This window comes from Streptomyces sp. NPDC097107 (assembly GCF_044762405.1).
GTDB classification, from domain to species: domain Bacteria; phylum Actinomycetota; class Actinomycetes; order Streptomycetales; family Streptomycetaceae; genus Streptomyces; species Streptomyces thinghirensis.
Map to the genome: position 1 here is coordinate 120,388 of NZ_JBIWEF010000012.1, position 24,666 is coordinate 145,053.

Annotated in this window: 14 protein-coding genes, 1 tRNA gene and 3 pseudogenes; 9 read left to right on the forward strand and 9 right to left on the reverse strand. The window is 71.9% G+C overall.

Annotated elements, in window-relative coordinates; genetic code table 11:
• Window positions 1-70: 70 nt before the first annotated feature.
• Window positions 71-1,276: a sugar phosphate isomerase/epimerase family protein gene (locus ACIQ1J_RS27235; protein ID WP_403560835.1), complete on the forward strand. Its 1,206-nt coding sequence runs from the start codon at window positions 71-73 to the stop codon at window positions 1,274-1,276.
• Between the two features lie 56 nt (window positions 1,277-1,332).
• On the opposite strand, the pseudogene ACIQ1J_RS27240 reads toward ACIQ1J_RS27235, so the two are convergent.
• Both ACIQ1J_RS27240 and ACIQ1J_RS27245 read right to left on the reverse strand, forming a co-directional pair.
• Window positions 1,333-1,554: pseudogene (locus tag ACIQ1J_RS27240) on the reverse strand (MFS transporter); the annotation flags it as partial.
• 61 nt (window positions 1,555-1,615) lie between these two features.
• Window positions 1,616-2,948, reverse strand: a pseudogene (locus tag ACIQ1J_RS27245) (DUF2254 domain-containing protein).
• A 139-nt stretch (window positions 2,949-3,087) separates the two neighbouring features.
• Between ACIQ1J_RS27245 and ACIQ1J_RS27250 the strand changes: the two are divergent.
• A tRNA-Leu gene (locus ACIQ1J_RS27250) sits at window positions 3,088-3,172 on the forward strand.
• A gap of 487 nt (window positions 3,173-3,659) precedes the next feature.
• Window positions 3,660-5,744: an elongation factor G gene (gene fusA, locus ACIQ1J_RS27255; protein WP_403560837.1), complete on the forward strand. Its 2,085-nt coding sequence runs from the start codon at window positions 3,660-3,662 to the stop codon at window positions 5,742-5,744.
• Window positions 5,745-6,051: 307 nt separating this feature from the next.
• On the opposite strand, the gene ACIQ1J_RS27260 is transcribed toward fusA, so the two are convergent.
• From ACIQ1J_RS27260 to ACIQ1J_RS27280, 5 genes are all read right to left on the reverse strand, one after another.
• Window positions 6,052-9,090: a hypothetical protein gene (locus tag ACIQ1J_RS27260; RefSeq protein WP_403560839.1), complete on the reverse strand. Its 3,039-nt coding sequence runs from the start codon at window positions 9,088-9,090 to the stop codon at window positions 6,052-6,054.
• Window positions 9,039-10,163, reverse strand: coding sequence for an AAA family ATPase (locus tag ACIQ1J_RS27265; protein WP_403560841.1), 1,125 nt, complete (start codon window positions 10,161-10,163; stop codon window positions 9,039-9,041). Before ACIQ1J_RS27265 ends, ACIQ1J_RS27260 begins: the two co-directional genes overlap by 52 nt.
• Window positions 10,164-10,227: 64 nt before the next feature.
• A complete protein-coding gene (locus tag ACIQ1J_RS27270; protein ID WP_403560843.1) occupies window positions 10,228-11,664 on the reverse strand; it encodes a VWA domain-containing protein in 1,437 nt (478 codons plus the stop codon).
• Window positions 11,661-13,055 carry a hypothetical protein gene (locus tag ACIQ1J_RS27275; protein ID WP_403560845.1) on the reverse strand — a complete coding sequence of 465 codons (1,395 nt, stop codon included), beginning with the start codon at window positions 13,053-13,055 and terminating at the stop codon, window positions 11,661-11,663. The genes ACIQ1J_RS27270 and ACIQ1J_RS27275 overlap by 4 nt, the downstream gene beginning before the upstream one ends.
• On the reverse strand, window positions 13,055-13,576 hold the full coding sequence (locus ACIQ1J_RS27280; RefSeq protein WP_403560847.1) for a hypothetical protein: 522 nt from the start codon (window positions 13,574-13,576) through the stop codon (window positions 13,055-13,057). Before ACIQ1J_RS27280 ends, ACIQ1J_RS27275 begins: the two co-directional genes overlap by 1 nt.
• A 253-nt stretch (window positions 13,577-13,829) precedes the next feature.
• Here ACIQ1J_RS27280 and ACIQ1J_RS27285 point away from each other — a divergent pair, with 253 nt between their 5' ends.
• Both ACIQ1J_RS27285 and ACIQ1J_RS27290 read left to right on the forward strand, forming a co-directional pair.
• Entirely contained in the window at window positions 13,830-15,461 is a 1,632-nt protein-coding gene (locus ACIQ1J_RS27285; RefSeq protein ID WP_403560849.1) for a phosphodiester glycosidase family protein, read from the forward strand.
• 65 nt (window positions 15,462-15,526) lie between these two features.
• Window positions 15,527-16,546 (forward strand): alpha/beta hydrolase, encoded by a 1,020-nt coding sequence (locus ACIQ1J_RS27290; RefSeq protein ID WP_403560851.1) that lies wholly within the window; start codon window positions 15,527-15,529, stop codon window positions 16,544-16,546.
• An 81-nt stretch (window positions 16,547-16,627) separates the two neighbouring features.
• Here the strand turns inward: ACIQ1J_RS27290 and ACIQ1J_RS27295 are convergent, their stop codons facing one another.
• Window positions 16,628-19,405, reverse strand: a complete 2,778-nt coding sequence (locus ACIQ1J_RS27295) for a glycosyl hydrolase (RefSeq protein WP_403560853.1) — start codon at window positions 19,403-19,405, stop codon at window positions 16,628-16,630.
• 158 nt (window positions 19,406-19,563) lie between these two features.
• Window positions 19,564-19,784 (reverse strand): annotated as a pseudogene (locus ACIQ1J_RS27300) (hypothetical protein); the annotation flags it as partial.
• A 132-nt stretch (window positions 19,785-19,916) separates the two neighbouring features.
• On the opposite strand from ACIQ1J_RS27300, the gene ACIQ1J_RS27305 reads away from it, so the two are divergent.
• The 4 genes from ACIQ1J_RS27305 (at window position 19,917) to ACIQ1J_RS27320 (ending at window position 24,665) form a co-directional block, all read left to right on the forward strand.
• Window positions 19,917-20,282 carry an aldehyde dehydrogenase family protein gene (locus ACIQ1J_RS27305; protein WP_403560855.1) on the forward strand — a complete coding sequence of 122 codons (366 nt, stop codon included), beginning with the start codon at window positions 19,917-19,919 and terminating at the stop codon, window positions 20,280-20,282.
• Complete coding sequence (gene betT / locus ACIQ1J_RS27310) at window positions 20,279-22,405, forward strand: choline BCCT transporter BetT (protein WP_403560857.1); 2,127 nt, start codon at window positions 20,279-20,281, stop codon at window positions 22,403-22,405. The genes ACIQ1J_RS27305 and betT overlap by 4 nt, the downstream gene beginning before the upstream one ends.
• A gap of 78 nt (window positions 22,406-22,483) precedes the next feature.
• A complete protein-coding gene (locus tag ACIQ1J_RS27315) occupies window positions 22,484-23,020 on the forward strand; it encodes a GNAT family N-acetyltransferase (RefSeq protein ID WP_403560859.1) in 537 nt (178 codons plus the stop codon).
• Between the two features lie 136 nt (window positions 23,021-23,156).
• Window positions 23,157-24,665 (forward strand): ABC transporter substrate-binding protein, encoded by a 1,509-nt coding sequence (locus ACIQ1J_RS27320; RefSeq protein WP_403560861.1) that lies wholly within the window; start codon window positions 23,157-23,159, stop codon window positions 24,663-24,665.
• Window position 24,666: the final 1 nt, after the last annotated feature.

The following is a 24,666-nucleotide window of genomic DNA, read 5'->3' on the forward strand; positions in this document are numbered from 1 at the left end:
AAGCACACGGCACTGACAACGGTCCGCCCAGCCGCATCAGGGCAGGCCACAACCCAGAAGGCAGGCACCCGTGACCCTGTTCTCCGACCCATCGCGTACCGACGCCACCACGGACCCGGCCGTCGACGGCCCGGGTGAAGGGCTGCGCCGCACCCTCGGCGTGGACCGGCGCCGCTTCCTCAGCACGTGTACCGCCGTGGCGGCCGGAGCCGTCGCGGCCCCCGTCTTCGGCGCCGCCCCCGCCCTCGCCCAGGACCGGGACAGAGACCACGGACACGGACACGGACACGGCGGGCACGTCCTCGTCCCGGCGGACAAGCGCGGCATCATCCTGTACACCGTCCGTGACGCCACCGGCCGTGACCCCCTCGCCACCGACCTGCCCTCCGGCTTCCGAGAGGTGTTCAAGCAGCTGGCGCGGCACGGCTACCGGCAGGTGGAGTTCGCGGGGTACCGCCAGCACGCCAACGCGCCCGGTGGCGCCAACCTGGAAACCGTCGAGGGCGCCAGGCTGCTGCGCTGCTGGCTCGACGACTACGGCCTGCGCGCCCAGGGCAACCACGGTTTCATCCCGTCGTCCTGGCCGCTGACCACGGCGGACAAGGACACCTTCAAGAAGCATTTGGAGATCGCCAACATCCTCGGCCTCGACCACATGGGCACCGGCGGCGACCCCACCGGCAGCTCCTACCGCGCCGACTGGGACGTGGCCGCCGACAAGTGGAACGCCCTCGGAGCGATCGCCCGCCGCGAGGGCGTCAAGCTCTACACCCACAACCACGACAGCGCCTACGGCTTCCTGCTCGACGGCGGCCCGCTGGACGACCAGGGCCGGCCGACCCGCAGCTCGGGCATCCGGAAGCTGGAGTACTTCCTGAAGGTCACCGACCCCAGGGCCGTCTGGCTGGAGATGGACATCTTCTGGGCGCACGTCGCCCAGTACAAGTTCCACACGTACACCGCTCACGACGGCTCGACCCGTAAGCAGGTCTTCGACCCGGCCGGACTCGTCGCCCGCAACAACAAGCGCTACCCGCTGTTCCACGCCAAGGACGGCGTCGTCAGCACGACCAACGGCATGGGTTACGACATGGTGCCCTTCGGAACCGGCGTCATCGACTACACGACGTTCTTCTCGCGGGTCGGGCAGCGGAACTACCACAACCCGATGATCGAGGACGACAACTCCCCGAGCGCCACCGACCCCGGTCAGTCGCTGCGCGAGGCCAAGATCAGCTATGACAACCTGTCGGCCCTGCGCAAGCGGCGCCGCTAGCCGTCCCGCGCGGCAGTACGGCGGCGGCCCTTCCCGGGAGAGACCACGCGGGGAGGGCCGCCGCCGTAGCCGGAGATGGACGAGAAGATCAGGAACAGCGGCAGGTTGCCCATATTGCCGGAAAGCAGGATCCCGTACTGCGACAACCCGAGGAGCATGCAGACGAAGATCAGGCACTGCTTGCGGCCGTAGCGGTCGGACAGCCAGCCGATGACACCGAGGCCGGTGCCGTTGACGATGGCCTTCAGGGACATCGCGGTCGCCGCGATGCCGCCCGCTTCCCGGACCACCACCTCATGCCGTGACGGCCGTGCGCCGGGCGCACGGGGCGTCCGACGGTCAGCCGATGCCCTGCCGGTCCGGCTGAAGGCCGAAGGTCCGGTCCGCCGAGGCCGGCACAGACCGCTCGACGGCCTGCCGCAGCAGCTCGCGGTGGCGCAGCAGCGGCTCGCGCCGGTCCGGCGGAGCGAGCAGCAACAGGTCGTCGAGACCTGCCAGCATGCGTCGTGTGACCTGCGGCGCTCCCCCGGCGAAGGCTCGGATTTCGGCGAACCCCAGATCCACCAGTTCGGTCCAGCCCGGCACGGGCTGCACCAGCCGGACCGCCCCGCGCCGGTCCCGGTGCGCGACGGCGTCCAGCGACCGCCGGGACAGGGTGGCCAGGATCTGCACGACACGGTCCAGGGCCTGCACGGCGGTCGTCGGGTCGTTGACCGCGCTGGACAGCGCCCGCAGCGCGATGTCGGAGAGCTGGCGGAGTCCGAACGCAAGATCCTGGTGGAAGGTGCGCTCCACCCCGACGGACAGGGCGTACCGCAGCGCCCGGCGCGGCGGGGCCGGCCCGCCGTGCACCGCCAGAACGGGGGTGCCGGGCACCAGGAAGTCACCGATCCGCGGGATCATCCGCAGCACGACGCCGTGCTTGCGCGCCACCCGTACCAGCCGCGCGATGTGCACGTCCCGCAGCACACCGGCCTGCCCGTCGTGAGCGATCCACGCGGTCGCGGACCCGAGGGCGGGCGCCCCCCCCGCCGTCCGCCGGTACGGGCATCAGCACGGCCACCCGGAAGGACTCCGCGGCGATCCGGGCGATCACATGACTGACCCGCATCAACCGCAGCGTCGCGTTCACATACATCACGAAGAGCAGCAGGCTCAGGGCGACCATGACGAGCGTGAGCACCGACTGCACCAGGGGGACCGATGCGACGACGTCGGGGTCGGCGCCGCTGTCGTAGGAGGTCAGGACGAGCAGCGTCAGGACGAAGGTGGCGAGGAAGACCGCGAAGGTCGCCTTCGTGATCCGGCTGCGGACGAAGAACCGCACCACCCGCGGGGTGAACTGCCCGCTCGCCATCTGCACGGCGACCAGCGAGATGCTGAACACCACACCGATGAACGTCATCATCGCCGAGCCGACCGCGGACACCACCGTCTTCGCGTCGTTGGCGAACCTCAGCAGCTCGGCCAGTGTGGCGTAGTCACCGTCGTCCCGCAGCGACCGGACGAGGGCGGCATCGAGTTCCTGGGCCACCAGCCACACCAGGAAGACGCCCACCATGGCCGCGGTGGGCGCGAACCAGAACGTGTCCCGCAGGTGCTCCCTCAGCGGCGACAACGCCCGCGGCCGGCGACGCGGAAGCGGGCTCTGGGTAACCAGCCAGTCACTCATGGTGCGACCCTAGGCGCAGTGGGGCCGCCGGTCCCGGACCGCCGCTCAGGGGAAGGAAACGCAGGTGAAAGGCACTGCGAAACCTTGGTATGGTTGTCCATGTCGCCGCGGGGACGCCTCGCGCAGCGACAGACACCTGGTCCGGGTGGCGGAATGGCAGACGCGCTAGCTTGAGGTGCTAGTGCCCTTTATCGGGCGTGGGGGTTCAAGTCCCCCCTCGGACACAAGAGACAAGATGCAAGATCAGGCAGAGACGAGATGCCGGCCGGGAGAGATTGCGGCCGGCATCTCGCGTTGTGCGGGCACCTGACGAAAAGGCGATGCGGCACCCGGCCCGGCTTCCCTACACTCACATCGACATCGACATCGACATCGACATCGACATCGACATCGACGTCAAGTTCGAGTCCACGTCGACACACCGAGTGAGGGGAGCCGGGCCGTGCGTATCCGCACCGCTGCCGTCGTTCCCCCGTCCCGGTACGAGGTGATCCTGGTGTCTTCGGCCGTCCGGTGTCCGCTGCGCGGCCGGCACCGGAAGCCCGCGACGAGCATCTGACGCGGCGTGAGCCCTGGAGGTCGTTCCTCCCGGCATCAGTCCTCACGCCCGCCGTGACACGGCGGGCCGTCGCCCCGTTCAGCACCTCCTCCCGGGAATCGCGCCCCCCTGTGCACAGATCGGTTCCACAGATCAGCGAAAGGCCACGGGCCGTGCGCAACCACACCAAACCCCTTACCACCGTCCGCAACCTGGGCATCCTCGCCCATGTCGACGCCGGAAAGACCACCGTCACCGAGCGGATCCTCTACACCACCGGCACCACCCACAAGCGCGGCGAGGTCCACGACGGCACGACCGTCACCGACTTCGATCCGCAGGAGCGCGATCGCGGCATCACCATCTTCGCCGCGGCCGTCAGCTGTTCCTGGGGCGGTCACCGGATCAACCTGATCGACACCCCGGGGCACGTCGACTTCGCCGACGAGGTCGAGCGCTCCCTGCGCGTGCTGGACGGTGCGGTCGCCGTCTTCGACGCGGTCGCCGGTGTGGAGCCGCAGAGCGAGTCGGTGTGGCGGCAGGCCGACCGGCACGGCGTGCCGAGGATCGCGTTCGTCAACAAAATGGACCGCGCGGGCGCCGACCTCGACAGTGCCGTCGCCTCGATCCGCGAGCGGCTGCACCCGGCCCCCCTGGTCGTGCAACTGCCCATCGGCGCCGAGGACGGCTTCACCGGCGTCGTCGACCTGGTCCGCATGCGCGCCCTGGTGTGGGCCGACGGAGCGGAGACGGCCGAGGAGGGGCCGGTGCCCGACGCCCTGCGCGAGGAGGCGGCACACCGGAGGCGACTGCTGGAGGAGGCCGTGGCGGAACGCCACCCGGCCGCGCTGGAGGAGTTCTGCGACCGGGAGGCGCTCACCGCGGTCACCCTCACCGACGCGCTGCGCGACCTGACCCGCGGCGGCGACGGCGTGGTGGTGCTGTGCGGTTCGGCCTACCGCAACCGCGGCGTCGAACCGCTGCTGGACGCCGTCGTCTCCTACCTGCCGTCCCCGCTGGACGTACCTCCGGTACAAGGCACCCACGACGGCACGGAGCAGGAGCGGCCCGCCGACCCGGCGGCGCCGATGGTGGCACTGGCGTTCAAGGTGAACGCCACCCCGACGGGACGGCTCACGTACCTGCGGGTGTACTCGGGCACCATCGAGAAAGGAGACACCGTGTGGGACGCGGGCACCCGCCGCACCGAGCGCGTCGGCCGCCTCCTGCGGGTGCGCGCCGACCGCCACGACCCGCTGGAGCGGGCGGTCGCCGGGGACATCGTCGCCGTGGTCGGGCTGAAGTCCGCGCGCGCCGGCTCGACCCTGTGCGCGCCGGGCGCCCCGCTCGTCCTGGAGCCTCCGGGCGTGGCCGAACCGGTCGTGCACGTGGCCGTGGAGGCCCGGCGCTCCACCGACACCGACCGGCTGGCCTCGGCGCTGGCCCGGCTGACCGAGGAAGACCCCTCGCTGGCCGTGCGGACCGACCCGGAGACCGGCCAGACCGTCCTGTCGGGCATGGGCGAACTCCATCTGGAGGTCGCGATGGAGCGCGTCCGGCGCGAGCACGGCCTGGAGGTCACCGTGGGCCGTCCGGGAGTGGCGTACCGCGAGACGGTCGGTGAAGGTGTGACCGGCTTCGTCCACCGGCACGTCAAGCAGGACGGCGGGGCGGGACAGTTCGCGCATGTCGTGCTCGACGTGGAGCCGTGGGAGGAGGACGCGGAAGTGGGCTCGAAGGAAGGAGGTTTCGTGTTCCGCTCGGCGGTCGTCGGCGGGCGCGTGCCGCAGGAGTTCGTGCGGGCCGTCGAAGCCGGCTGCCGCGACGCCCTGGCCGAGGGCCCGCTGGGCGGTCACCCGGTGACCGGCCTGCGGGTCACGCTCACCGACGGCCGGACCCACGTGAAGGACTCCTCGGACACGGCCTTCCGCACCGCCGGCCGGCTGGGTCTCCGCGACGCCCTGCGCGCCTCAAAGATGGTCCTGCTGGAACCGGTCGTGGAGGTGACGGTCACCGTCCCCGAGGACGCGGTCGGCGGCGTGCTCGGCGACCTCGCCGCCCGGCGCGGCCGGGTCACCGGCTCCGACACGCGGGCCGGTGCCGCGGTCGTCTCGGCCACCGTGCCGCTGGCCGAACTGTTCGGCTACGCGACGCGGCTGCGCAGCCGTACCCAGGGCCGCGGAACGTTCACCGCCCGCCCCACCGGCTACGCGCCGGCGCCCACCGCCGCCGCCGTCACCGCGACGCCGGCGCAGTAGCGCGTGGGGCTGCCCGCTCCCGACGGGAGGGGGCAGCCCGTCCCGGCGCCGGCGACGCGGCCTGGGCTGCTCGGACGTCGTCCCGGCATGTCCGTCCTGGGCCGGCGCAGGGGAGCCCAGGCTTGTGCGGGTGCGTCCGCGCATGCCCGCTCGTTGGGGTGTGTCCCGGCGGGCTCGCTTGTTGGGGTGTGTCCCGGCGGGCTCGCTTGTTGGGGTGTGTCCCGGCGGGCTCGCCTGTCGGGTGCCACGCGGCACGCTCGCGGAGGCGTGGCCGGGCCCCGGCCGGTCCGGGGCCCGGTCTTCGCCGTCAGGCTCTCGCGAGCAGCGACTCCCAGGCGGTCGCCGCGTCCGGATGGCGAGCCGTCAGCGCGGCACCGGCGGTGGTGGGAGTGTCCTTCGTGGCCCACTCTCCGTCGCAGCCGATCAGGCCGGCCACCGCGTCGCAGGTAGCCGGATGGGCGGCCGGCAGCCTGGCACCCGACGGCCCCGGTCCGGCCGTGCCCTCGGGGCGCGCCCACTCCCCGGCGCAGCCCAACAGCTCCGCCACCGCGTCGCAGGTCGCCGGATGCGCCGTCAGCAGAGCGGCACCCCGGCGGCCGGGCTCCTCGGCCTCCGTCCGGCGGACCGTGGGCAGGGCCGGAGCCGCCCGCCACGGCGGCACCCACGCGTCCAGCTCCGCGAGCCGGCCCGGGAAGATCCGCCCCGCCTCGCGGATCAGCAGCGGGGCCAGCTCCCCGGCACCGGACCGCAAGGTCGTGATCAGCAGCGGCAGCCACGGCAGCAGCACCGCGTCCGGCAACCGCCCGAACGCGTTCGACACCGCCTCCACGACCACGTCCGCCAGCCCCGGCACGGGCTCCAGCGCGTGCACGAAGCCGCTGAGATAGCGCGGGTAGGCGGGCACCACCAGCGGGTTGTCCAGCAGCGCGTCGCACCGGGCCCGCAGCTCGGCCCGCGACAGGGTGCCGAGCTGCACCCGCGCCGCCCACAGCAGGGCCGTCTTCGACGGATCGTCGGGGTGCGACTGGGCGACCGCCAGCTCCAGCTGCGCACGGTCGCAGCCCAGCGACAGCGCGAGGCTCTCCATGCTGAACAGGAAGCCGAGCATCGCCGCGACCTGCCCGACCGTCGCCTCCTCGTCCCGGAACGCCGTCGGCAGCAGCGTGCAGTAGTGCGCGTATCCGGTCCTGACGAACGCCTCGACCCACGGAGGCAGCACCGGCTCGCTGGTCCGGTAGTACGCCAGCAGCGCCCGCACCCGGCGCAGCACCTCCGGCGCGCCGTCGACGCTGCGTTCGGTGGCGAGTACCTTCAGCGCGTGGGTGCCGAGTTCGTCGGCGAGGCGCGGGCTGCGCAGGTACAGCGTCGCGTCCTCGACCGCGGCCAGCACGGTCGCCGTCGTCGCCTGCGGCCCGTACGCGTCGCGCCGCAACCGCTGCTCCAGGACCTGCTCGATGCTGACGCCCTCGTAGCCGAGCTCGATCAGAGCCCGCTGGTGGGTGCCGATCGCCAGGTCCCACGACTCCTGGATCGAACGCTCACCGAGCCGCCGCTCACCCATGATCGGCCGTGCCGCCCCGTGCGGCAGCAGCCGTCGCAGCATCCACAGCACGTCGGAGCACGCCTGGAGTTCCGGCCGGGAGACCATGTCGAGCAGCGCCCGCTGAACGCCGCGCTGCTGGAGCTTCAGCCCGAGCGGCTCCAGCCGGTCGTGCACGTCCCGGGCGAGTGGCGGCAGCGCCTCGTAGCCGACCTGCCCGATACGGTCGCCGCCCATCATGATCTCGACGAGGCGCCGCACGTCCCGCCGCCCGGGAACGGCGTCCTTCTCGATGCAGGTGACCGCCGCGTCCTGGAAGTCGTACGGCGTCGGCCTGGCCCGGTCCCGCATGCCGGCGAGCAGGATCGACGTCTCGAAGACCGCGATGGCGTCGGCGGTGGAGGCGAGGTAGCCGTTGCGCCGGGCCGCGCGCACGATGTCCACGGACCAGCCGAGGAGTTCGGCCTCGTCCAGCCCGTCGAGCACGGGCGGTCGGCGCAGGAAGCCGGAGAGCCGGTCCGCGGCGTCGTCGGGCTCCGGCGGCGGGACGGTGGCGCTCTTCCGGGGAGGCTGCTTCGCCGAGGCCTTCTTCGCGGCGGCCTTCCTCGACGAGGACTTCCCACCGGCCTGACCCGCCAGCCGGTAGGGCTGCACCCGCGTGCGCTTGAGGCTCTTCGCCCACTCCGTCGAGGCGATCGACACAAACCCCGCGGCGAGGCCGAACTGCGCCTCGATCGCGGCGTGGCTGGAGGGGATCAGCCCGTACTGCCAGGCGGTCGCGGAACGCGGGGTGATCGTGAACGTGTCGGTGCCGTCCACCCCGAACTCCGCGACCCGGCTGGCCGCGTGGAAGGCCCCGCAGACGTACAGGCAGTCCGCCGGATCGGCCCCGGTCGCACTCAGGTGCTCGCGCATCCGGGTCCACATGTACCGTTCGCGGTCCTCGTCCACCCGGACCCGGGCGCCGTCGCCGGGGGCGAGCCGCCGGAACAGGCTGCCGATGAGGAACATGACCTGGCGGTAGGTGTCGTGGTCGGCGGTATGGCCGCCGGAGCTGTCGCCGAGCGGCACCTCGACGTACTGGTGCCACCACTCGGACCAGTGCCGCACCTTGCCGTGCCGCAGCAGGTGCTCCTCCAACTCGGCGAAGCGCGGCCGCAGGTCGCCGATCTCGACACCGACGGCCTCTCCGTGCAGCCCGGCCTCGGGCTCGGTCCCGGTACCGGCCGCGGGGACGGCGCCCTCCGTCGCGGCTTCCCGGGCCGGCTCGCCTCTGCTGTCCCACTGGAAGACGTGGTCCGAGGAGCGGTCGACCAGGACCAGCTCCACACCCGGCGTGTCCAGCGCGTACGCGATGGCCTGGTACTCGGCGGACGCCTCGGTGATCGGCGCGACGACCGACAGCGGTGCCCACTCGGCGGGAAAGCCGTCGACGTCACCGGCGAAGGCCTGTACCGCCACCGGCAGCCGGCAGTTGCGCAGCTCGGTCAGGAGCGGTGCCATGTCCTCGCACAGCTCCAGGTACACGACCTTTGGCTGCTTCTCGCGCAGCCGCCGGGCCATCGCGGTCGCCGAGGCGGGGGAGTGGTGACAGACGGGGAAGATCTCCAGCGGCTCGCGCACCGCGCGGTCCACGTCGTCGACCAGGCCTAGGAGGATGCCCTCCAAGGCGTCGGGTCCGCCGGCGAACGTGGCGGCCGCCTCCTGGAGTTGCCCACGGAGCGCGGCGAACGGCGTGCTCTCCTGCGGCGTACTCACGACAGCGTGGCGATCGCGTCGCGGCCGCCCTCCAGGAACTCGGGCCATGAGCCGCCCTCCTCCCTGCTGCGCGGCTCGACGACACCGTGCAGGTACTTGTTGAGGATGGCCAGGTCCTCCGGCTCGCGGCGGGTGAGGGAGCCGACGAGCGAGGAGGCGAGGGCGCGCGCGGTCAGGGCGCGCTCACCGAAGAAGTTGCTGTGCAGGACGGCGTCCTCCAGCACGCCGATCTGCTCGGCCGTCGACAGCGCGGACTCCAGCTTCTCGTCGTCGCTGCCGGCCGCCGCGGCGGACGCACGCAGGTCGGCGAAGCTCTGCAGGAGCACGTCGAGCAGGTTCGGCGGCACGTCGAGGTCGATCGCGTGCCGGCGCAGCAGTTCCTCGGTGCGGAAGCGGACGATCTCCGTCTCGCTCTTCCTGTTCGTCACGACCGGGATGCGGACGAAGTTGAAACGGCGCTTGAGCGCGGAGGACAGGTCGTTGACACCCCGGTCGCGGCTGTTGGCCGTGGCGATGATCGAGAAGCCGGGCTTGGCGAAGACGATGTTGTCGTCCCCGGCACCGCTCTCCAGTTCGGGCACGGAGATGTACTTCTCGGAGAGGATGGAGATCAGCGCGTCCTGCACGTCACTCGTGGAGCGGGTCAGCTCCTCGAAACGGCCGATGGATCCGGCCTCCATCGCCGTCATGATCGGCGAGGGGATCATCGACTCCCGCGACTGCCCCTTGGCGATGACCATGGAGACGTTCCACGAGTACTTGATGTGGTCCTCGGTGGTGCCGGCCGTGCCCTGCACCACCAGCGTGGAGTTGCGGCTGATCGCGGCGGACAGCAGCTCGGCCAGCCAGCTCTTGCCGGTCCCCGGGTCCCCGATGAGCAGCAGACCGCGGTCGGAGGCGAGGGTGACGATGGACCGCTCGACGAGGCTGCGGTCGCCGAACCACTTCTGCGAGACCTCGCGGTCCAGGCCGTCGGAGCGCTCGGAGCCGAGAACGAACAGACGGACCATCTTCGGCGACAGCCGCCAGGAGAACGGCTTGGGGCTGTCGTCGATCGACTCCAGCCAGTCGAGCTCCTCGGCATACTTGATCTCGGCGGGCGCGCGCAGCAGGTCGGACATGAGGGGAAGGCCTTTCCGTACGGTGATCACGACGACACGAACGGCATGAAGGGCGTGTTCGCGATCAGGTGAGAAACGTCTTGAGTTCGTGCACGAGCTTCTTGATGTGACCGGAGATCACCGGTGTGCCGAGGTCCTTGAACCGCTCCCGGAACCACGGGTTGACGCTGCCGCGCCCGGAGCTGGTCACCGAGCCGACCGGGATGAACCTCGCGCCCGACCGGTGAACGGCGGCCATGCTGTCGAACAGCTCCTGGTGACGCCACTCGTAGAAGTCGGAGATCCACACCACGACGGTGTTGCGCGGCTCGGAGATCTTCGGCTGGGCGAGCGTCATGGCGACCGTGCCGTCGGTGCCGCCCCCGAGCTTGGTGCGCAGCAGCGTCTCGAACGGGTCGTGCGCCCAGGGAGTGAGGTCCAACGCCTGTGTGTCGTAGGCGATCAGGTGGACGTCCACCTTCGGCAGTCCGGCGAATATGGAGGCCAGGATGGTGCAGTTGACCATCGAGTCGACCATGGAACCCGACTGGTCCACGACCACGACGAGCCGCTGAGGTGTCGTCTTGCGGCTGGTGTGCCGGTAGTAGAGGCGGTCGACGTAGAGCCGTTCCTCCTCCGGACTCCAGTTGGTGAGGTTCTTCCAGATGGTCCGGTCGATGTCGAGGTTGCGGAAGACGCGCTTGGGCGGCACGGACCGGTCCAGCTCGCCGACCGTGGACTTCTCCACCTGAGTGCGCAGCACCTCGGTGACCTCGTCGACGTAACGGCGGATGAGCGCCTTGGCGTTGGCCAGGGCCACACCGGACAGGTTGTTCTTGTCCCGCAGCAACTGCTCGATCAGGGACATGCTCGGCGTCAGCCGGGAGGCCAGGGCGGGGTCGGCGAGTACCTCGCGCAGCTGCATGCGCTTGACGAGACCGGCCTCGATGGAGCCCAGCTCCGGCCCGATCGCGGGGATGAGGCGGCTGAGGTCGGGCGTGTGCCCGCCGCCCCCGGTGCCGGTCGGGCTGACGCCGCCACCGGTCCCCGCCGGTTTGGTGCCGCCGCCCTGCCCGCCCCGCCCGCCGCGCAGCTCGCCGGGCCGGCAGCCGAGGGCACGCTCGAACCACTCGGCGTCGGACTGCCAGCGCGCCAGCTGCTCGGCGGTGACGTTGCCTGGGCGGGAGGCGAAGACGTTCAGCAGCACCTTCGACGCGAGCGCCGCGCGCCGCACCTCGGCGGCCCGGTCCCGTGCCCCGTCCTCCTCCGGCTCGGGTGCCATCAGCCCGTCGAACTCGGCGGCCAGTTCCGGGTGCCGCTGCACGACGGAGCCGACGGACGCGCCGGGGTCGAGGAGCGCGGGAGGCAGACCGATGTCCTCGACGACGGCGAGGCTCGCCGACTCCAGGGTCGCCTGCTCCTCGGGGTCGAAGAGCCGGGCCAGCAGCCGCCAGTAGAGGACCTGGCGCCGGTTGTCGTGCGGGTCGGGAGCGGGGACGTCCCCGCTGGTGGGCCGGGTCATTTCCGCAGCAGCTTCCCGGCGCGCTCGCGCAGCACCGTGACCGCGTCGGTGGCGGCCTTCTCGGCCCGGGCCCCGGCCTTGTCGGTCGTCCCCCCGGCCCAGGCCCCGGCGTGCACGGCGACGGTCTTCTTCCGCACGGTCCGCTCGACGGCGAGCGGCTGGAGCAGGAACCGCCCGCCGTCCCAGCGCAGCAGACCGAGGCAAGCGGTGGACGAGCCGACGACCTCCGGGGTGAGCGGCCCGGCGGCCGGCACGTGGCCGGCGTCGATGCCCAGGCGGCCCCCGGCGACCTCCAGCACGACTCCGTCGGCCCCGTCCGCCACGCCGTATCCCTCCACCAGGACGGGCACCGCGATCCGGGCAGGATGCCGGTCCAGCGGCGACACGTCGAACGGAGCGGCCGTGGGCAGGGCCACCCGGGCGGTGACGAAGGCGTCGGCGGGCTCACCCGTCCGAGCACGCGCGTCGTCCCACACCAGATCGCCCTCGGCGGTGACCGGCATCGCGTCGAGGTCCATGGAGCGCCCCTCGCTCACGGCGGCGAGCAGGGACATGTGTGGTCGCAGGAGCTGCCACAGACCGGCCCCGACGACCGTGTCGGGCTTCGGCGCGGACGCCGAGGCCCGCACCAGCCGTGGCGTACCGCCGTCCGCGGGCTCGAACACCGCGTGCACCTGCGCCTGCACGGCGGTGGCGTGCTCCTGGACGTCGACACCGAGCGGCAGCAGCCGCCCGGTCACCTCGCCCACGGCGGGCGCGGAGGCGGCCCCGGGCAACGTCAACAGCATGGCCCGTGACCACAGATCGGCCCACCGCCGTACCGGCACCCGCTCCAGGGTCGCGCCGGGGCACGACGCGGCCAGCTCCGCCGCGAACCCGTCGAGGAGCGTGACGAGCCGGCGCAGCGCCGGGTCGGGCAGCATCGCGGAGACAACCGGGGCGGCCCCGCCGACGAGTTCGTGGTCGATGCCCCGCCAGCCGGCCCGCGCCAGATCGCACAGCCAACTGCGCGCGGCGACCAGCAGGCTCACCGCATGCTCCTCGCCGGCCACCGAACCGGCGGAGGCATCGACCACTCCCGGCCGATCGAGGGCCTCGGCCACCCTGGCGATCAGCGCGTCGTGCACCGACCCGAGCAGGGCGGTGCGGGCGGCGGCGAGCGCGACGAAGTGCCCCTCGTCGCCGGCCCCGGCGGCCGTCTTGGCGGCGGCCTCGGCGACCCGCGAGGCCAGCGGCGTCCCGGCGACGGCGTCGGCGATCCCGGCCAGACCCCCGGCCTGCGCGGGCCGCGGACGGAGCAGCCCGCCCACGAGAGCCTCGTCGACACCGTCCACGGCCGCGAGGGCCTCGTCGAGCCCGTCGACGTCATCGGAGAGCAGATCGACACGCATCAGGCGGCCACCGCCCCGGTCGTCGGGAAGCCGGCCGTCGGGAACCACTGCATCTCGGGCAACGGGCCAGTGGTGGCCGGAAGTTCGAGATAGGCGAGATGCCGCAGGAACCGGCTGAACACCTGGGCCGCCGCGGAAGTGCCGTCCGACCCGGGCCGGGTGGACGTCATGGCGGAGGTGAGCGAGTGCGCGTCGGGTTCCCCGTCGCCGGCCTCGACCTTCAGACAGCGGGCCACGCGCTCGGCCCCGTACTGCAGCACGGCCTCGCCGACGAGCGCGCGTATGTGGTTGCAGAACGAGCCGCGCGCCCCGCCGCAGGGACGGTTGTTGTTGGTGCTGCACGCATACGCGTACGACCCCGCCGCGACCGAGGACACGTACACCCGCCCGATGTCCGACCCACTGGACACCACACCCTGCAACCGCCCGTCGGCCAGCTCGACGAACGGCACCTTGGCGAGCTTCCGCGGCCGCGCGGCCGGCACCACCCGCGCCGTGCTCGACTTCTCCCAGACGGACAACGCACCATCTCCCATGCATGCGAAAGGGGATGTCCACGCCACCTCGGCGGAACGAGACCGAATCTATCGGCGACCACTGACAACGCTCCGGACGCCGGCCGCGACCTTGACGCCGGTCCGGAACCGGTCGCTACTTGTGCAGTGGACGTCGCTACTTGTGCAGTGGACGTTGGGCGGCTGTCCACGTCCGGGTCAGCGGTGAGCGGAGAGGATGGCGCGTGTTCGTCCCCGGTCCTCGATCCAGGCGGTGCAGATGAAGAAGAGACTGTGCGGTGCGGGTGCCGTCCTCGGCGTTCTGGTCACGGTGGGCGCACTGCCGGCACAGGCATCGTCCCCGGCGCCACAACCGAAACCGCACACCCTGCCGCTGGGTCCCTCGAACCTGCCCGAGACCCGCACCACCACGACCCTCCAGCCGGGCGTCACCCTCACCCGTATCGTGCGCGGGAGCGCCGACGACCCGGCCCTCCACTGGACGGTCGAGGTCTCCGTCCCAGGCGGCGACACCTCGCCGGACCCCGACGCGCCGCCCACCGCCCTGAAGGACAGGGCAAGCGCCGACGAACTGGCCGCCGAGCTGGAACGGGACGGCTTCCGGGCCCGCGTGGAACAGGTGACGACACCGAAGACGGCCGACTACGCGGGCGGCACCCTCGGCTGGCGAGTCCGCGTCGGGACGTACGACTCACAGGCCGCCGCGACGTCCGAACGCGCACGCCTGAGAGCGGCCGGGCACACCGGATCCGCCGTGTACACCGGCTGGGACGGCGAGGCCGCGGACCGCGGCCCATGGCACGTCGACGTGCTCACCATCGACCCGCGCGGTTTCCGCGGCAGCCTCGACGCGTCGTACGGCCCGGACCTGGAGAACCGCGAGATGACCAGCGCGCTGGCGGCGTCGGCCGACGCGACCGCCGCGGTCAACGCCGGCTTCTTCGTCCTCGACCCCGAGGCGGGCGCACCGGGCGACCCGGCAGGAGTGGGCGTGCACGACGGACGCCTGCTCAGCGAACCGGTGGCCGGACGTCCCGGCCTGGTGATCCACGACAACGGCCGGCGAACGCAGGTCACGCGTCTCACCTGGCGAGGCCGGGTCACCGGCCGCGATGCCACCCTCCACCTGAACGGCGTCAACCGCGTCCCGGGCCTGATCCGGAACTGCGGCGGCACCGAGGGCGACGCGCCCACCTCGCTGCCCCTGCACGACGTGACCTGCACCAACCCCGACGAGCTGGTCACCTTCACACCGGACTACGGCCGGCACACGCCCCGGGGCGAAGGCCTGGAGGCCGTACTGGACGCTCACGACCGGGTCGTGGAGCTGCGCTCACCACGAGGCGGAACGCTCCCGCCGGGCGGCAGCTCCGTCCAGGCCACCGGCGACCGCGTCGCCGACCTGACCGCCCTGGCACACGTCGGCCACCGACTCCGCGTCAGCACCACCCTGCTCGACGAACGCGGCCACCGCGTCTCACCCTCCCCCCGGACCGACATCCTCAATGCCGGCCCCGAACTCGTCCGCGACGGCCGGCTCCACATCACCCCCGCCACCGACGGCATGGTCCACCCGGGAGGCCCGAGCTGGTACTACGGCTGGGTTCACAAGCGCAACCCGCGCACGCTGGCCGGAGTGGACGCCGCCGGCCGCACCGTCCTCGTCACCGCCGACGGCCGCAGCACGAACTCCCTCGGGCTCACCATCGAAGAGAGCGCCGAGGTCGCCAAGTCCCTGGGCCTGCGGGACGCGGTCAACCTCGACGGCGGCGGCTCGACGACGATGGTCGCGAACGGCGCCGTGATCAACGACCCCTCGGACGCGGCAGGCGAACGCACCGTCGGCGAAGCCCTCTTGGTCCTGCCCCGCAGCCACAGGACCGACTCCTAGCTTCCGCACGAAGACCCCCTACGCACCACAGCGCGACCAACAGCAACCCACTCCAGGGAGCCGCCGTGTTCGCGAACGTGCCCATCGCCCTGTCCTACCTCAGAGCCAGGTTCCTCCTGGTCCTGGCCGTTCTCCTGGCCACCCTCGCGCCAACCGCCCCTGCACTGGCCGCGGGGCAACCGGACATCACCCGCACCGGCGCCGAAGTCGTCGCCGTCACCCAGGTCGCGGACCGGCAGATCGACCTGTCGGTCCGGTCGCAGGCCCTGGGCGGCCGCACGGTCGAGGTCCGCCTCCTCACCCCCGACGGCTGGAACCCGCACGACCGACGCCACCGACAGCACTGGCCCACCCTCTGGCTGCTGCACGGCTGCTGCGGCGACTACAGCTCCTGGACCGCGATGACCGACGTGGCGGAGACCGACAGCCTGCGCGACGTCCTGGTCGTCATGCCGGAGGCCGGCTGGAACGGCTGGTACAGCGACTGGTGGAACCACGGCGAGGGCGGCGACCCGGCGTGGGAGACCTTCCACACGGTGGAGCTGCGCCGCCTCCTGGAACGTGACTGGGGCGCAGGCCGCGACCGCGTGGTGGCCGGCCTGTCGATGGGCGGCCAGGGTGCCCTCCTCTATGCCGCCCGCCACCCCGGCATGTTCAAGGCCACGGCCTCCTACTCCGGTTCGGCCCACCCCCTCCTCGACGGCGAGTCGGTGGCCCGCCTCATGGGCTTCTTCGCAGGCCGGAACAACGACCCCCTCCGCGTCTGGGGCGACCCGGTCGCACAACGCCGGATCTGGCAGGCCCACGACCCCCTCCACCTCGCGAAGCGGCTCAGGTCGATACCGGTGTACCTGTCCTGCGGTGACGGGACGACGGGGCCGCTGGACGCGCCGGGGAGCACCAGCGCCCTGGAAGCCGACTTCAACCGGCAGAACCATGCCTTGGCCGCCGAGCTCAGGCGCGTCGGCGCGAAGCAGGTGACCACCCGCTTCTACGGCCCCGGCACTCACGCCTGGCCGTACTGGGAACGCGAACTGCGCGCGTCCCTGCCGATGCTGCTCGGTGCCCTCCGCGCGCACGACTGAGGCGCGGGGCGCGGGCGGCGGACATGCCGGTGCGACGGGGCCCGACCGGATGCCGGTCCCCGTCGCACGGCGCTCGCCGCCTCAGCTGTAGGGGATGACCAGCACGGACTTGTCCGTGCCCGTCTGGAGCCTTGAGGTGCCGTTGCCGATGGCGCTCCACACCTCGAGTCGTACGGTGCCGTCCTTGAGATCGGCCGGTGTGCCCGTGGACGCCTTCAGCCCGCGCGCCTGGGTGTACTCCTCCCACCCGGTGACCGGGTCGGTCGCGAAGTAGTGGTACGTCTCGGTCCGGTCGATGCTGCCGTCACCGGTGAAGTCGTAGCTGACCCGGGCCTGCTGGCCGAGCCCGACCGTGCTGCCCGCGTCCACCTGGAGCCGGAAGGCGGTTCGCGCCCCGGGGGTGAGCGTGCCGTCGACGCCGCGTACCTCGTAGACGAGGGGCTGGTACGGGGTGCCGTCGTGGTTGGCGCCGCCGCCGGAGGGGATCGTGTCGCTGCCCGCCGCGCCGCCGGTCGCCGTGGTCAGGGTGCCACCGTTGCGCAGCTGGAAGGTGTTGCCGGTCGGCGGATCCGGGTCGGGATCCGGGTCCGTCGAACCCGTCCCGGTGCCGGTCGCCGTGGAACGGGCCGGTACGGAGAGGGACTTGCCGTCGGAGAAGGTGACCGTGCGGGCCGTCGCTCCGTGGTTGTGGGCCGCGTAGGTCCGGGTCGTTCCCTTAGTGAAGACGGCGGAGGTGGGGATGTCACCGGTCACGGTGGCGTCCGGGGCGCCGAGGGCGTCGAAGGTGTTGATCCAGTGGTAGGTGTGCGCCTTGGACTCCCCCTGCTCAGGGGTGTAGCCCGCGTGGCCCGCATCCCATTCGGCCTTGGCCGCACCCGGGTCGGCGAAGGACTGGAACTCCCAGAGGATGTCGCGCCATTCGACGGCCGGGCCGCCGTTCTCCCGTTCCATCTCGGCGATGTTGCGCCGGATCGCGGCCTTCTCGCCGCCGAGGTGGAGTGATCCGCCGGTCACGGGCAGGACGTTGATGCCGTGGATCTCCTCGGGGTTGGCGGTCCACCACGTGGAGTAGGCGGCGCCGCTGCCCCACACCATGCCGGCCGTGTCGTGTCCGAAGGAGGACGGGAAGACCTGCTCGTCGGCGTCGAACCAGTACTGGGCGATCGACTCCGACTCGGTGGTCAGCAGGAAGGTGCCGAGGTCGCGCAGCGAGGTGTCGCCGGTGGCGGATCCCCACAGGATCAGGGCCGCGCTGAGGTTGGTGGACTCGGAGGACGACTCCTGGTTGTTGCCGGCGGCGAAGCCCTGGTGGCCGGAGGCCCAGCTGTGGCCCGCGTAGACGTCGAAGCCGCGCAGGAAGGGGAAGGCGGCGTCCGTGCGGCTGGGGTTGGCGGTGTCCCGCACGAGCGTCTTGACCATGCCGCCCCACGCGGAGTCGGCGGCCCACGCCTGGTCGTACTGGGCGACGATCGCCGCCGCGTAGACGTAGTAGCCGTAGTGGAAGTGGTGGTCGTTGAGTTCGGTGTCGCTGCCGTAGGACGCGGGGTAGCCGGTGAGGGTCTTCCAGTCCTTGTCGTAGCTGAACTCGTTCGCTCCTCCGGCTGTGAACCAGTCCTGGAGCCTGCCCTTCATCAGGCTGAGGAGCCGGTCGCGGACGGCGGTCTCACCGATCTGGTCGGCCACCGGGACGAGCTGGGCGAGCCGGCCGAGCGCCTTGCCGGTCCAGTAGGTGTCGGTCGCTCCGGAGAAGGGGTCGGCGGCGTTCACGACCTCGTTCAGGTATCCGCGCAGTCGGGCGCTGTCCACGCCGTTCGACTTGGGCAGCGCGGGCAGCACCGCCGAGGCCTTCTGGCTCGTCGTGAACGAGGCCGACTCGCGGACCTTCATCGTGCCGCGCGGCGAGACGTAGGTGTAGGGGGTGAGGGGGTCCGTGGTGTGCAGCCACTGGTGTCGGTAGAGGGCCTGGAGCGTGCCGCGCTCGGTGCCCTCCTTCGCCTCGGTGGTGAGTGTGTAGGTGGCCTTGACGGTGCCCCCGGAGTAGTCCCAGGCCACCTTGGAGCCGGTGACGAAGCTGTAGGCGTACTTCTTGAACGTCGCCAGTGCGCCGGTGGAGGGCAGCACGGCGACGGAGAAGTAGTCCTTGGAACCGAGCCCCGCCGTGACGGTGGACCCGGCGACGTTCCAGTCACTGCCGGCCGGCGCGAAGAGGGCGTAGTGATGCCCGGCGACGGTGATGCCGAGGACGTTGCCCTGGTCGGCGAAGACGGTGGGCGAACCGGCGGTGGTGATCTGGGCGTTGCCGCCGGAGCCCTTGGCGTACACGAACGGGGAGCCGTGTCCGATGGTGGTGCGCAGGGTGCGGGCGCCGTCGGACCAGTACGGGGTGACCGTCCAGTCGGACCAGTCGTCGGCCTTGGTGTCGCGGGAGTTGAGGCCGGTCAGCCCGATGGTGAGGTCGCGTTTGTGCGCGTACTCGTACTGGCGGCCGTCGCCGACGATCGCGGGGGTCGTCGGGTAGCCGACGTCGAGTCCGCCGGCCGTGGCCTGGTAGGTGAGGGGGTGTCCGTACATGGGGGTCGAGTACGGGTTGTCGCCGTAGCGCTGGAAGGCGAGGGAGGACCACCAGTCGTTGGTGGGCAAGGGCCGGTTCCGGGCGGCCGCGGTCACCTTGGGCGTGACCGGAGTTCCCGTGTTGGTGGTGGGGCCCGACGTGCCGGCAGGTCGGGTGTCGGAGTAACTGCCGGAGCCTACGGGGACGGTGGCGGCGGCCGCCGGCGCGGCGGCCGGGCCGAGACCGACGACGGCCAGGGCCGAGGCCAGCAGCAGAACGGTTGCCGGTCTGGTGCGTGGGGCTGGCATGCGTCACCTCAAGTCGTGACAGGGGGAGTCTCTGAGAGCGCTCTCAGATGGCCGGAACGTAAAGCCCGTGTAATGCACGTGTCAATAGGTTGAACGCAGCAAGCACATGCTGTGCTGTTCACCCGTCAGGTATTCGCAGATGACTCGGAGCTGACGAAGGGTCCGGCTCCCCTGAGCACCGACCGGTAGCCGGCCGGCGTCTCGGAGCTGCCGTCGAGGTCGTCGTACGTCTCGTCGCGCAGCAGCGCCCGCAGCATCTTCCAGTGCGCCGGCCGTCGGGTCCTGCGCCTCGTCGATGGCGGTGTGACGGTGCGGTAGCGCAGCCCCCGGAGCCGTCGGCGACGTCGACTTTGTCGAGGCCCCCCACCTCCTCGCGCTCCTAGCCCACCCGGGTGGCCTCGTCACCCGCTTGCAACGGTCCCCGCGCCCCTCGCCGCCCCCGCCCCCACCATGGCCATGCTGCCGCCCGGCAGCCCGATCCCGTACCGGTCGGACGCGAAGGAGGCCCGGGATGGGCGAGCTGTACATCCGCGGCGAGTGGACGAACGCGGCGGCCGGCGGGCGGCGGGACGTGATCAACCCGTACGACGCGTCCGTCGTCACCACCGTCGACGAGGCGGACGCCACCGACGTGGACCGCGCGGTGCGGGCCGCCCGGTGTGCCTCCGCCGGGGAGGAGTGGGTGAGCGCGCCCACCCGCCGGCGGTCCGACGAGCTCACGCGGGTGCACGGTCTGCCGCTGCGGGACACCGGCGAGATCGCCCGTACCGAGACCCTCGACCCCGGAAAGACGCTGACCGAGGCCCGGACCGACGTGGAGGGCATGGCGACGCCGGGCGGGGACCCGGCCCCCGGTGAAGGAGGTGCCCGGCCGTGACGGACGCCGGCGGTACTGGTCCCGCGACGGCGCCGGACGGGACGACGGCACAGGAGGCGCCGACGAACCAGGCGCGGCTCAAACCCGTGGTCTTCTTCGGAGCGGCCCTCCTGGTCCTCGCCATCTCCGTGTGGGCGATCATCACCCCCACCGGGGCCGAAACGGCCATCGGAGTGGTGGTCGGCAAAATCTCCCACTGGTTCGGCTGGTACTACTTCCTCGCCGCGACCCTCTACCTGTTGTTCGTCATCTTCATCGGCGTCTCCAAGTACGGCACGGTCAAGCTCGGCCCCAAGCACTCCAAGCCCGACTACGGCCTCTTCACCTGGGGGGCGATGCTCTTCGCGGCGGGCATCGGCATCGACCTCATGTTCTTCTCGGTCTCCGGGCCGGTGAGCCACTACCTGGCCCCGCCGCAGGGCGACCCGCAGACGCTGGAGGCCGCCCGGCAGGCCGTGGTGTGGACGCTGTTCCACTACGGCATCACCGGCTGGGGCATGTACGCCCTGATGGGGATGGCGCTCGGCTACTTCTCCTTCCGCTACCGGCTGCCCCTGGCCATCCGTTCCGCGCTGTACCCGATCATCGGCCGCAGGATCCACGGGAGGATCGGCGACACCGTCGACCTGGCGGCCATCATCGGCACGGTGTTCGGCATCGGTGTGACGCTCGGCATCGGCGTGGTGCAGCTGAACTACGGGCTGAAGGTCCTCTTCGGCGTACCGGAGGGGCTCACCGCGCAGATCGCCCTGATCGTCGTCGCGGTCGCGATGGCCACGGTGTCCGCGGCCTCCGGCGTCGACAAGGGCATCCGCCGCCTGTCCCAGCTCAACATTTTGCTCGCCACCCTGCTGATGCTGTACATCCTGGTGGTGGGCGAGCCGTTCCGGCTGCTCAACGCCGTGGTCCAGAACGTCGGGGACTACGTCAGCGGCTTCCCGTCGATGACCCTGAACACGTTCGCCTACGACCAGCCCACCGAGTGGCTGGACGCGTGGACGCTCTTCTTCTGGGCCTGGTGGATCGCCTGGGCGCCCTTCGTCGGACTCTTCCTGGCCCGCATCTCCCGCGGCCGCACCCTGCGCGAGTTCGTCGCGGCGACGCTGGTCATCCCGTTCCTGTTCACCGGCCTCTTCCTGGCGATCTTCGGCAACAGCGCTCTGTTCGTCGTGCGCGACGGCAACACCGGGTTCGGCGAGAAGGCGATGAACGTCCCCGAGCAGGGCTTCTACAGCCTGCTGGCGGAGTACCCGGGCTTCCTGTTCAGCGCCGGACTCGCGACGTTCGTCGGGCTGCTGCTGTACGTCACCTCCGCGGACTCCGGGGCCCTGGTCATGGGCAACCTCAGCGCCGAGCTGCCCACCCCCGTGACCGACGCGCCCGCGTGGCTGCGCATCTTCTGGGCGGTCGCGACGGGATTGCTGACCCTCGCCATGCTCATCGTGGGCGGTGTGCAGGCCCTCACCAACGCCACCATCATCATGGGGCTCCCCTTCTCCTTCGTCATGTTCCTGATCATGGCCGGGCTCTACCTGGCCCTGCGCACCGAGCGGATGAAGACCGAGGCGAGCGTCACCACGCTGCCCGGGTCGCTCTCCGGGCGCATGGCGCAGCAGGGGCTGCCCGGAGCACCGAACTGGCGGCACCGGCTGGCCCGGGCGATGGCCTTCCCCGGCAGGCGGGCCGCCGCCCGCTTCATCGACCAGGTGTGCCGTCCCGCCTTCAGCGACGTCGCCCGGGAGCTGCGGGAGCAGGGCGCGCAGGCGGAGGTCCTGGAAGGCACCGCCACGGAGAACGGCCTCACCCATGTCGGCCTGCGGGTGCCGATCGGCGCCGGCGACGAGTTCGTCTACGAGGTCTGGCCCGTCGAGCTGCCGACCCCCGTGTTCGCGGCCCGTTCGGTCAGCGGGCGCGACACCTACGTCCGGTTCGAGGTCCGGCTCGCCGAGGGCAACCAGGACTACGACGTGATGGGTTACACCCGGGAACAGCTCATCGCCGACAGCCTCGACCAGTACGAGCGTCACCTGGAGTTCCTGCGGGTGCGCCACGAGGCGGCCGACCGCTCGGGCCTGCCCGACCACCGTCCGGACGCCCCGGACGCGCACCTGCCGGAGCAGTAGCCCGGCGGCGCCGGCGTCGGCCGTGCTCGCGGTGAGGGCACCGGTCAGCCAGGCAGGCCAAATGCGTACGATGTGCAAGTGCGCATCAGTGACTACACCCTCAGGACAGCGACACCGGACGACCTCGCCCCCGCCCGAGCCGTCATGCTCGACACCGTCTACCGCGACTTCGGCACCGGGTACGTCCCCCGCTGGCACGGCGACATCATCGACCTGGCCGGGGCGTACCTGACCCGCGAGCGGCACACCCTCCTCGTCGCCGTCGACGCGGCCGGCGAGGTCGTCGCCACCGGTGCTCTCGACTCCCGTGGTCCCGCGCACCCCCCGAATCCCCGCCACGTCGCCGAGCGTTACCCCTCCGGCGTGACCGCGCAGCTACGGCGCGTGTACGTCCGGCCCGAACATCGTCGCCGTGGGCTGGCGCGGCGGCTCGTCGACGAGCTGCTCGCCTTCGCCGCCGCCGACGGTGGTTACCGGGCCGTGTATCTGCACACCGACCCGGCCGTCACCGGTGCCGAGCCGTTCTGGCGGTCGCTGGCGAAGGTCGTGCACGACGAGCGGGAGGATGCGGGAGGCGGGCAGGGGATCGTGCACTTCGACGTGCCGATGGTGTGAGACCGCGGGCATTCGATGGAAATGATTGTCATGTAGCCTCCGGTCCGTTGCGCCTTCGCCCGCCCCGCTCGCCCGCCCCGCCCCGCCCCGCTCGCCCGCCCCGCCCCGCTCGCCCGCCCCGATCGATCCGAGGACCATGCGCTCCCACCGCCGCCCCCGGCTGCTCGCTCCCTTCCTGCTCATCCCGCTGACAGCCGGCTGTTTCGCCTCCGGAGGCGGTGACGGCTCCGGCTCCGGCGGGGAAGGCGGCGGTGACGGCTCCCGTCTCCGCGTAGCCCTCGCCTTCCCGCCCGCCGAGGGACTCTCGCCGTACGGCGCCGACGCCACCCTCCTCAGCCGCCTCGCCGTCACCGAGGGCCTCACCGCGCTCGACGCCAACGGCAGTGCCGCCCCCGCGCTCGCCGAGTCCTGGCGGCGGGACGGGGAGAAGACCTGGGAGTTCACCCTCCGCGACGCCGTTTTCCAGGACGGCGGCGAGGTCACGCCGGCCGCCGTCGCCGACTCGCTCACCCACGCCACCGACGCCAAGCCCGCGCCCGCCGCCCTGGCAGGGGTCACCCTCACCGCGAAGGCCCAGGGCGAGCGGGTCGTCCGGATCACCACCGCCGAGCCCGACCCCGTACTGCCGCTGCGGCTGTCCAGTCCCAGCCTCGCCGTTCTGTCCGCCGAGGCCTACGACGAGAGCGGCCGCGTCGACCCCGTCGGCACCGCCACCGGGCCCTTCGAGCTGACCAAGGTCAACGGCGCCACCTCCGCCTCCCTCGACCGGTTCGACGACTACTGGGGCGGCCGCGCCCAGGCATCCGGAATCGACGCCCGCTTCATCGCCGACGGCACCGCGCGCGCCAACGCGCTGCGGACCGGCGAGCTCGACATCGCCGAGGCGATCCCGGTGGCCCAGGCGGCGACCCTCGACGAGGAGACGCGGCGCGACACCGCCACCACCCGGACCACCAGCCTGCTCTTCAACGCCTCTTCCGGTGCCTTCAAGGACGCCGGGCTGCGGGCCGCCGCCCGTGCCGCCGTCGACACCTCCGTGTTCGCCAAGGACGTGTACGAGGGGTACGCCGACCCCGGTGCGGGGGTCTACGGGCCCGCCGTGACCTGGGCCGAGGGGAAGCGGACCGAGCCCGTGGGACGCGCGGCGGCCAAGAAGGCCGGCGGTGACACCATCACCCTCGCCACCTACGACAACCGGCCCGAGCTGCCCGAGGTCGCCCAGGTGGTCAAGCAGCAGCTGGAGAGGGCCGGGTTCAAGGTGAAGCTCACCGTCCGCGAGTACTCGCGGCTGGAGGGGGACGCCCTGGCGGGGAAGTTCGACGCGTTCGTGCTGGCCCGCAACACCTCTGTCGACACCGGTGACCCCGTCGCCGTCCTCGCCAGCGACTACACCTGCGACGGCGGTTACAACATCGCCCGGCTCTGCGACAAGGACGTCGACGCGGCCGTGGCCAAGGCCGAGCGGACCGCCGACACCGCGAAGCGGCAGGACGCCGCCATGGCCGCCGAGGCCCGCATCCTCGGCAGCGACGCCGTCGTGCCGCTCGTGCACCAGCGGATCATCACCGGAGTCGGCAGCTCCGTACAGGGCGTGGTCCTCGACCCGTACGAGCGCACCCTCGTCGGCACCGGCACGCGGCGCTGAC

Bases quoted from the DNA above. Each gene is read 5' to 3' on its own strand.
- ACIQ1J_RS27260 (WP_403560839.1), bottom strand. From the start codon at position 9,090: ATGGCCCGAGTTCCTGGAGGGCGGCCGCGACGCGATCGCCACGCTGTC.
- ACIQ1J_RS27265 (WP_403560841.1), bottom strand. From the start codon at position 10,163: ATGTCCGACCTGCTGCGCGCGCCCGCCGAGATCAAGTATGCCGAGGAG.
- ACIQ1J_RS27270 (WP_403560843.1), bottom strand. From the start codon at position 11,664: ATGACCCGGCCCACCAGCGGGGACGTCCCCGCTCCCGACCCGCACGAC.
- ACIQ1J_RS27275 (WP_403560845.1), bottom strand. From the start codon at position 13,055: ATGCGTGTCGATCTGCTCTCCGATGACGTCGACGGGCTCGACGAGGCC.
- ACIQ1J_RS27285 (WP_403560849.1), top strand. From the start codon at position 13,830: ATGAAGAAGAGACTGTGCGGTGCGGGTGCCGTCCTCGGCGTTCTGGTC.
- ACIQ1J_RS27295 (WP_403560853.1), bottom strand. From the start codon at position 19,405: ATGCCAGCCCCACGCACCAGACCGGCAACCGTTCTGCTGCTGGCCTCG.
- ACIQ1J_RS27305 (WP_403560855.1), top strand. From the start codon at position 19,917: ATGGGCGAGCTGTACATCCGCGGCGAGTGGACGAACGCGGCGGCCGGC.
- ACIQ1J_RS27320 (WP_403560861.1), top strand. From the start codon at position 23,157: ATGCGCTCCCACCGCCGCCCCCGGCTGCTCGCTCCCTTCCTGCTCATC.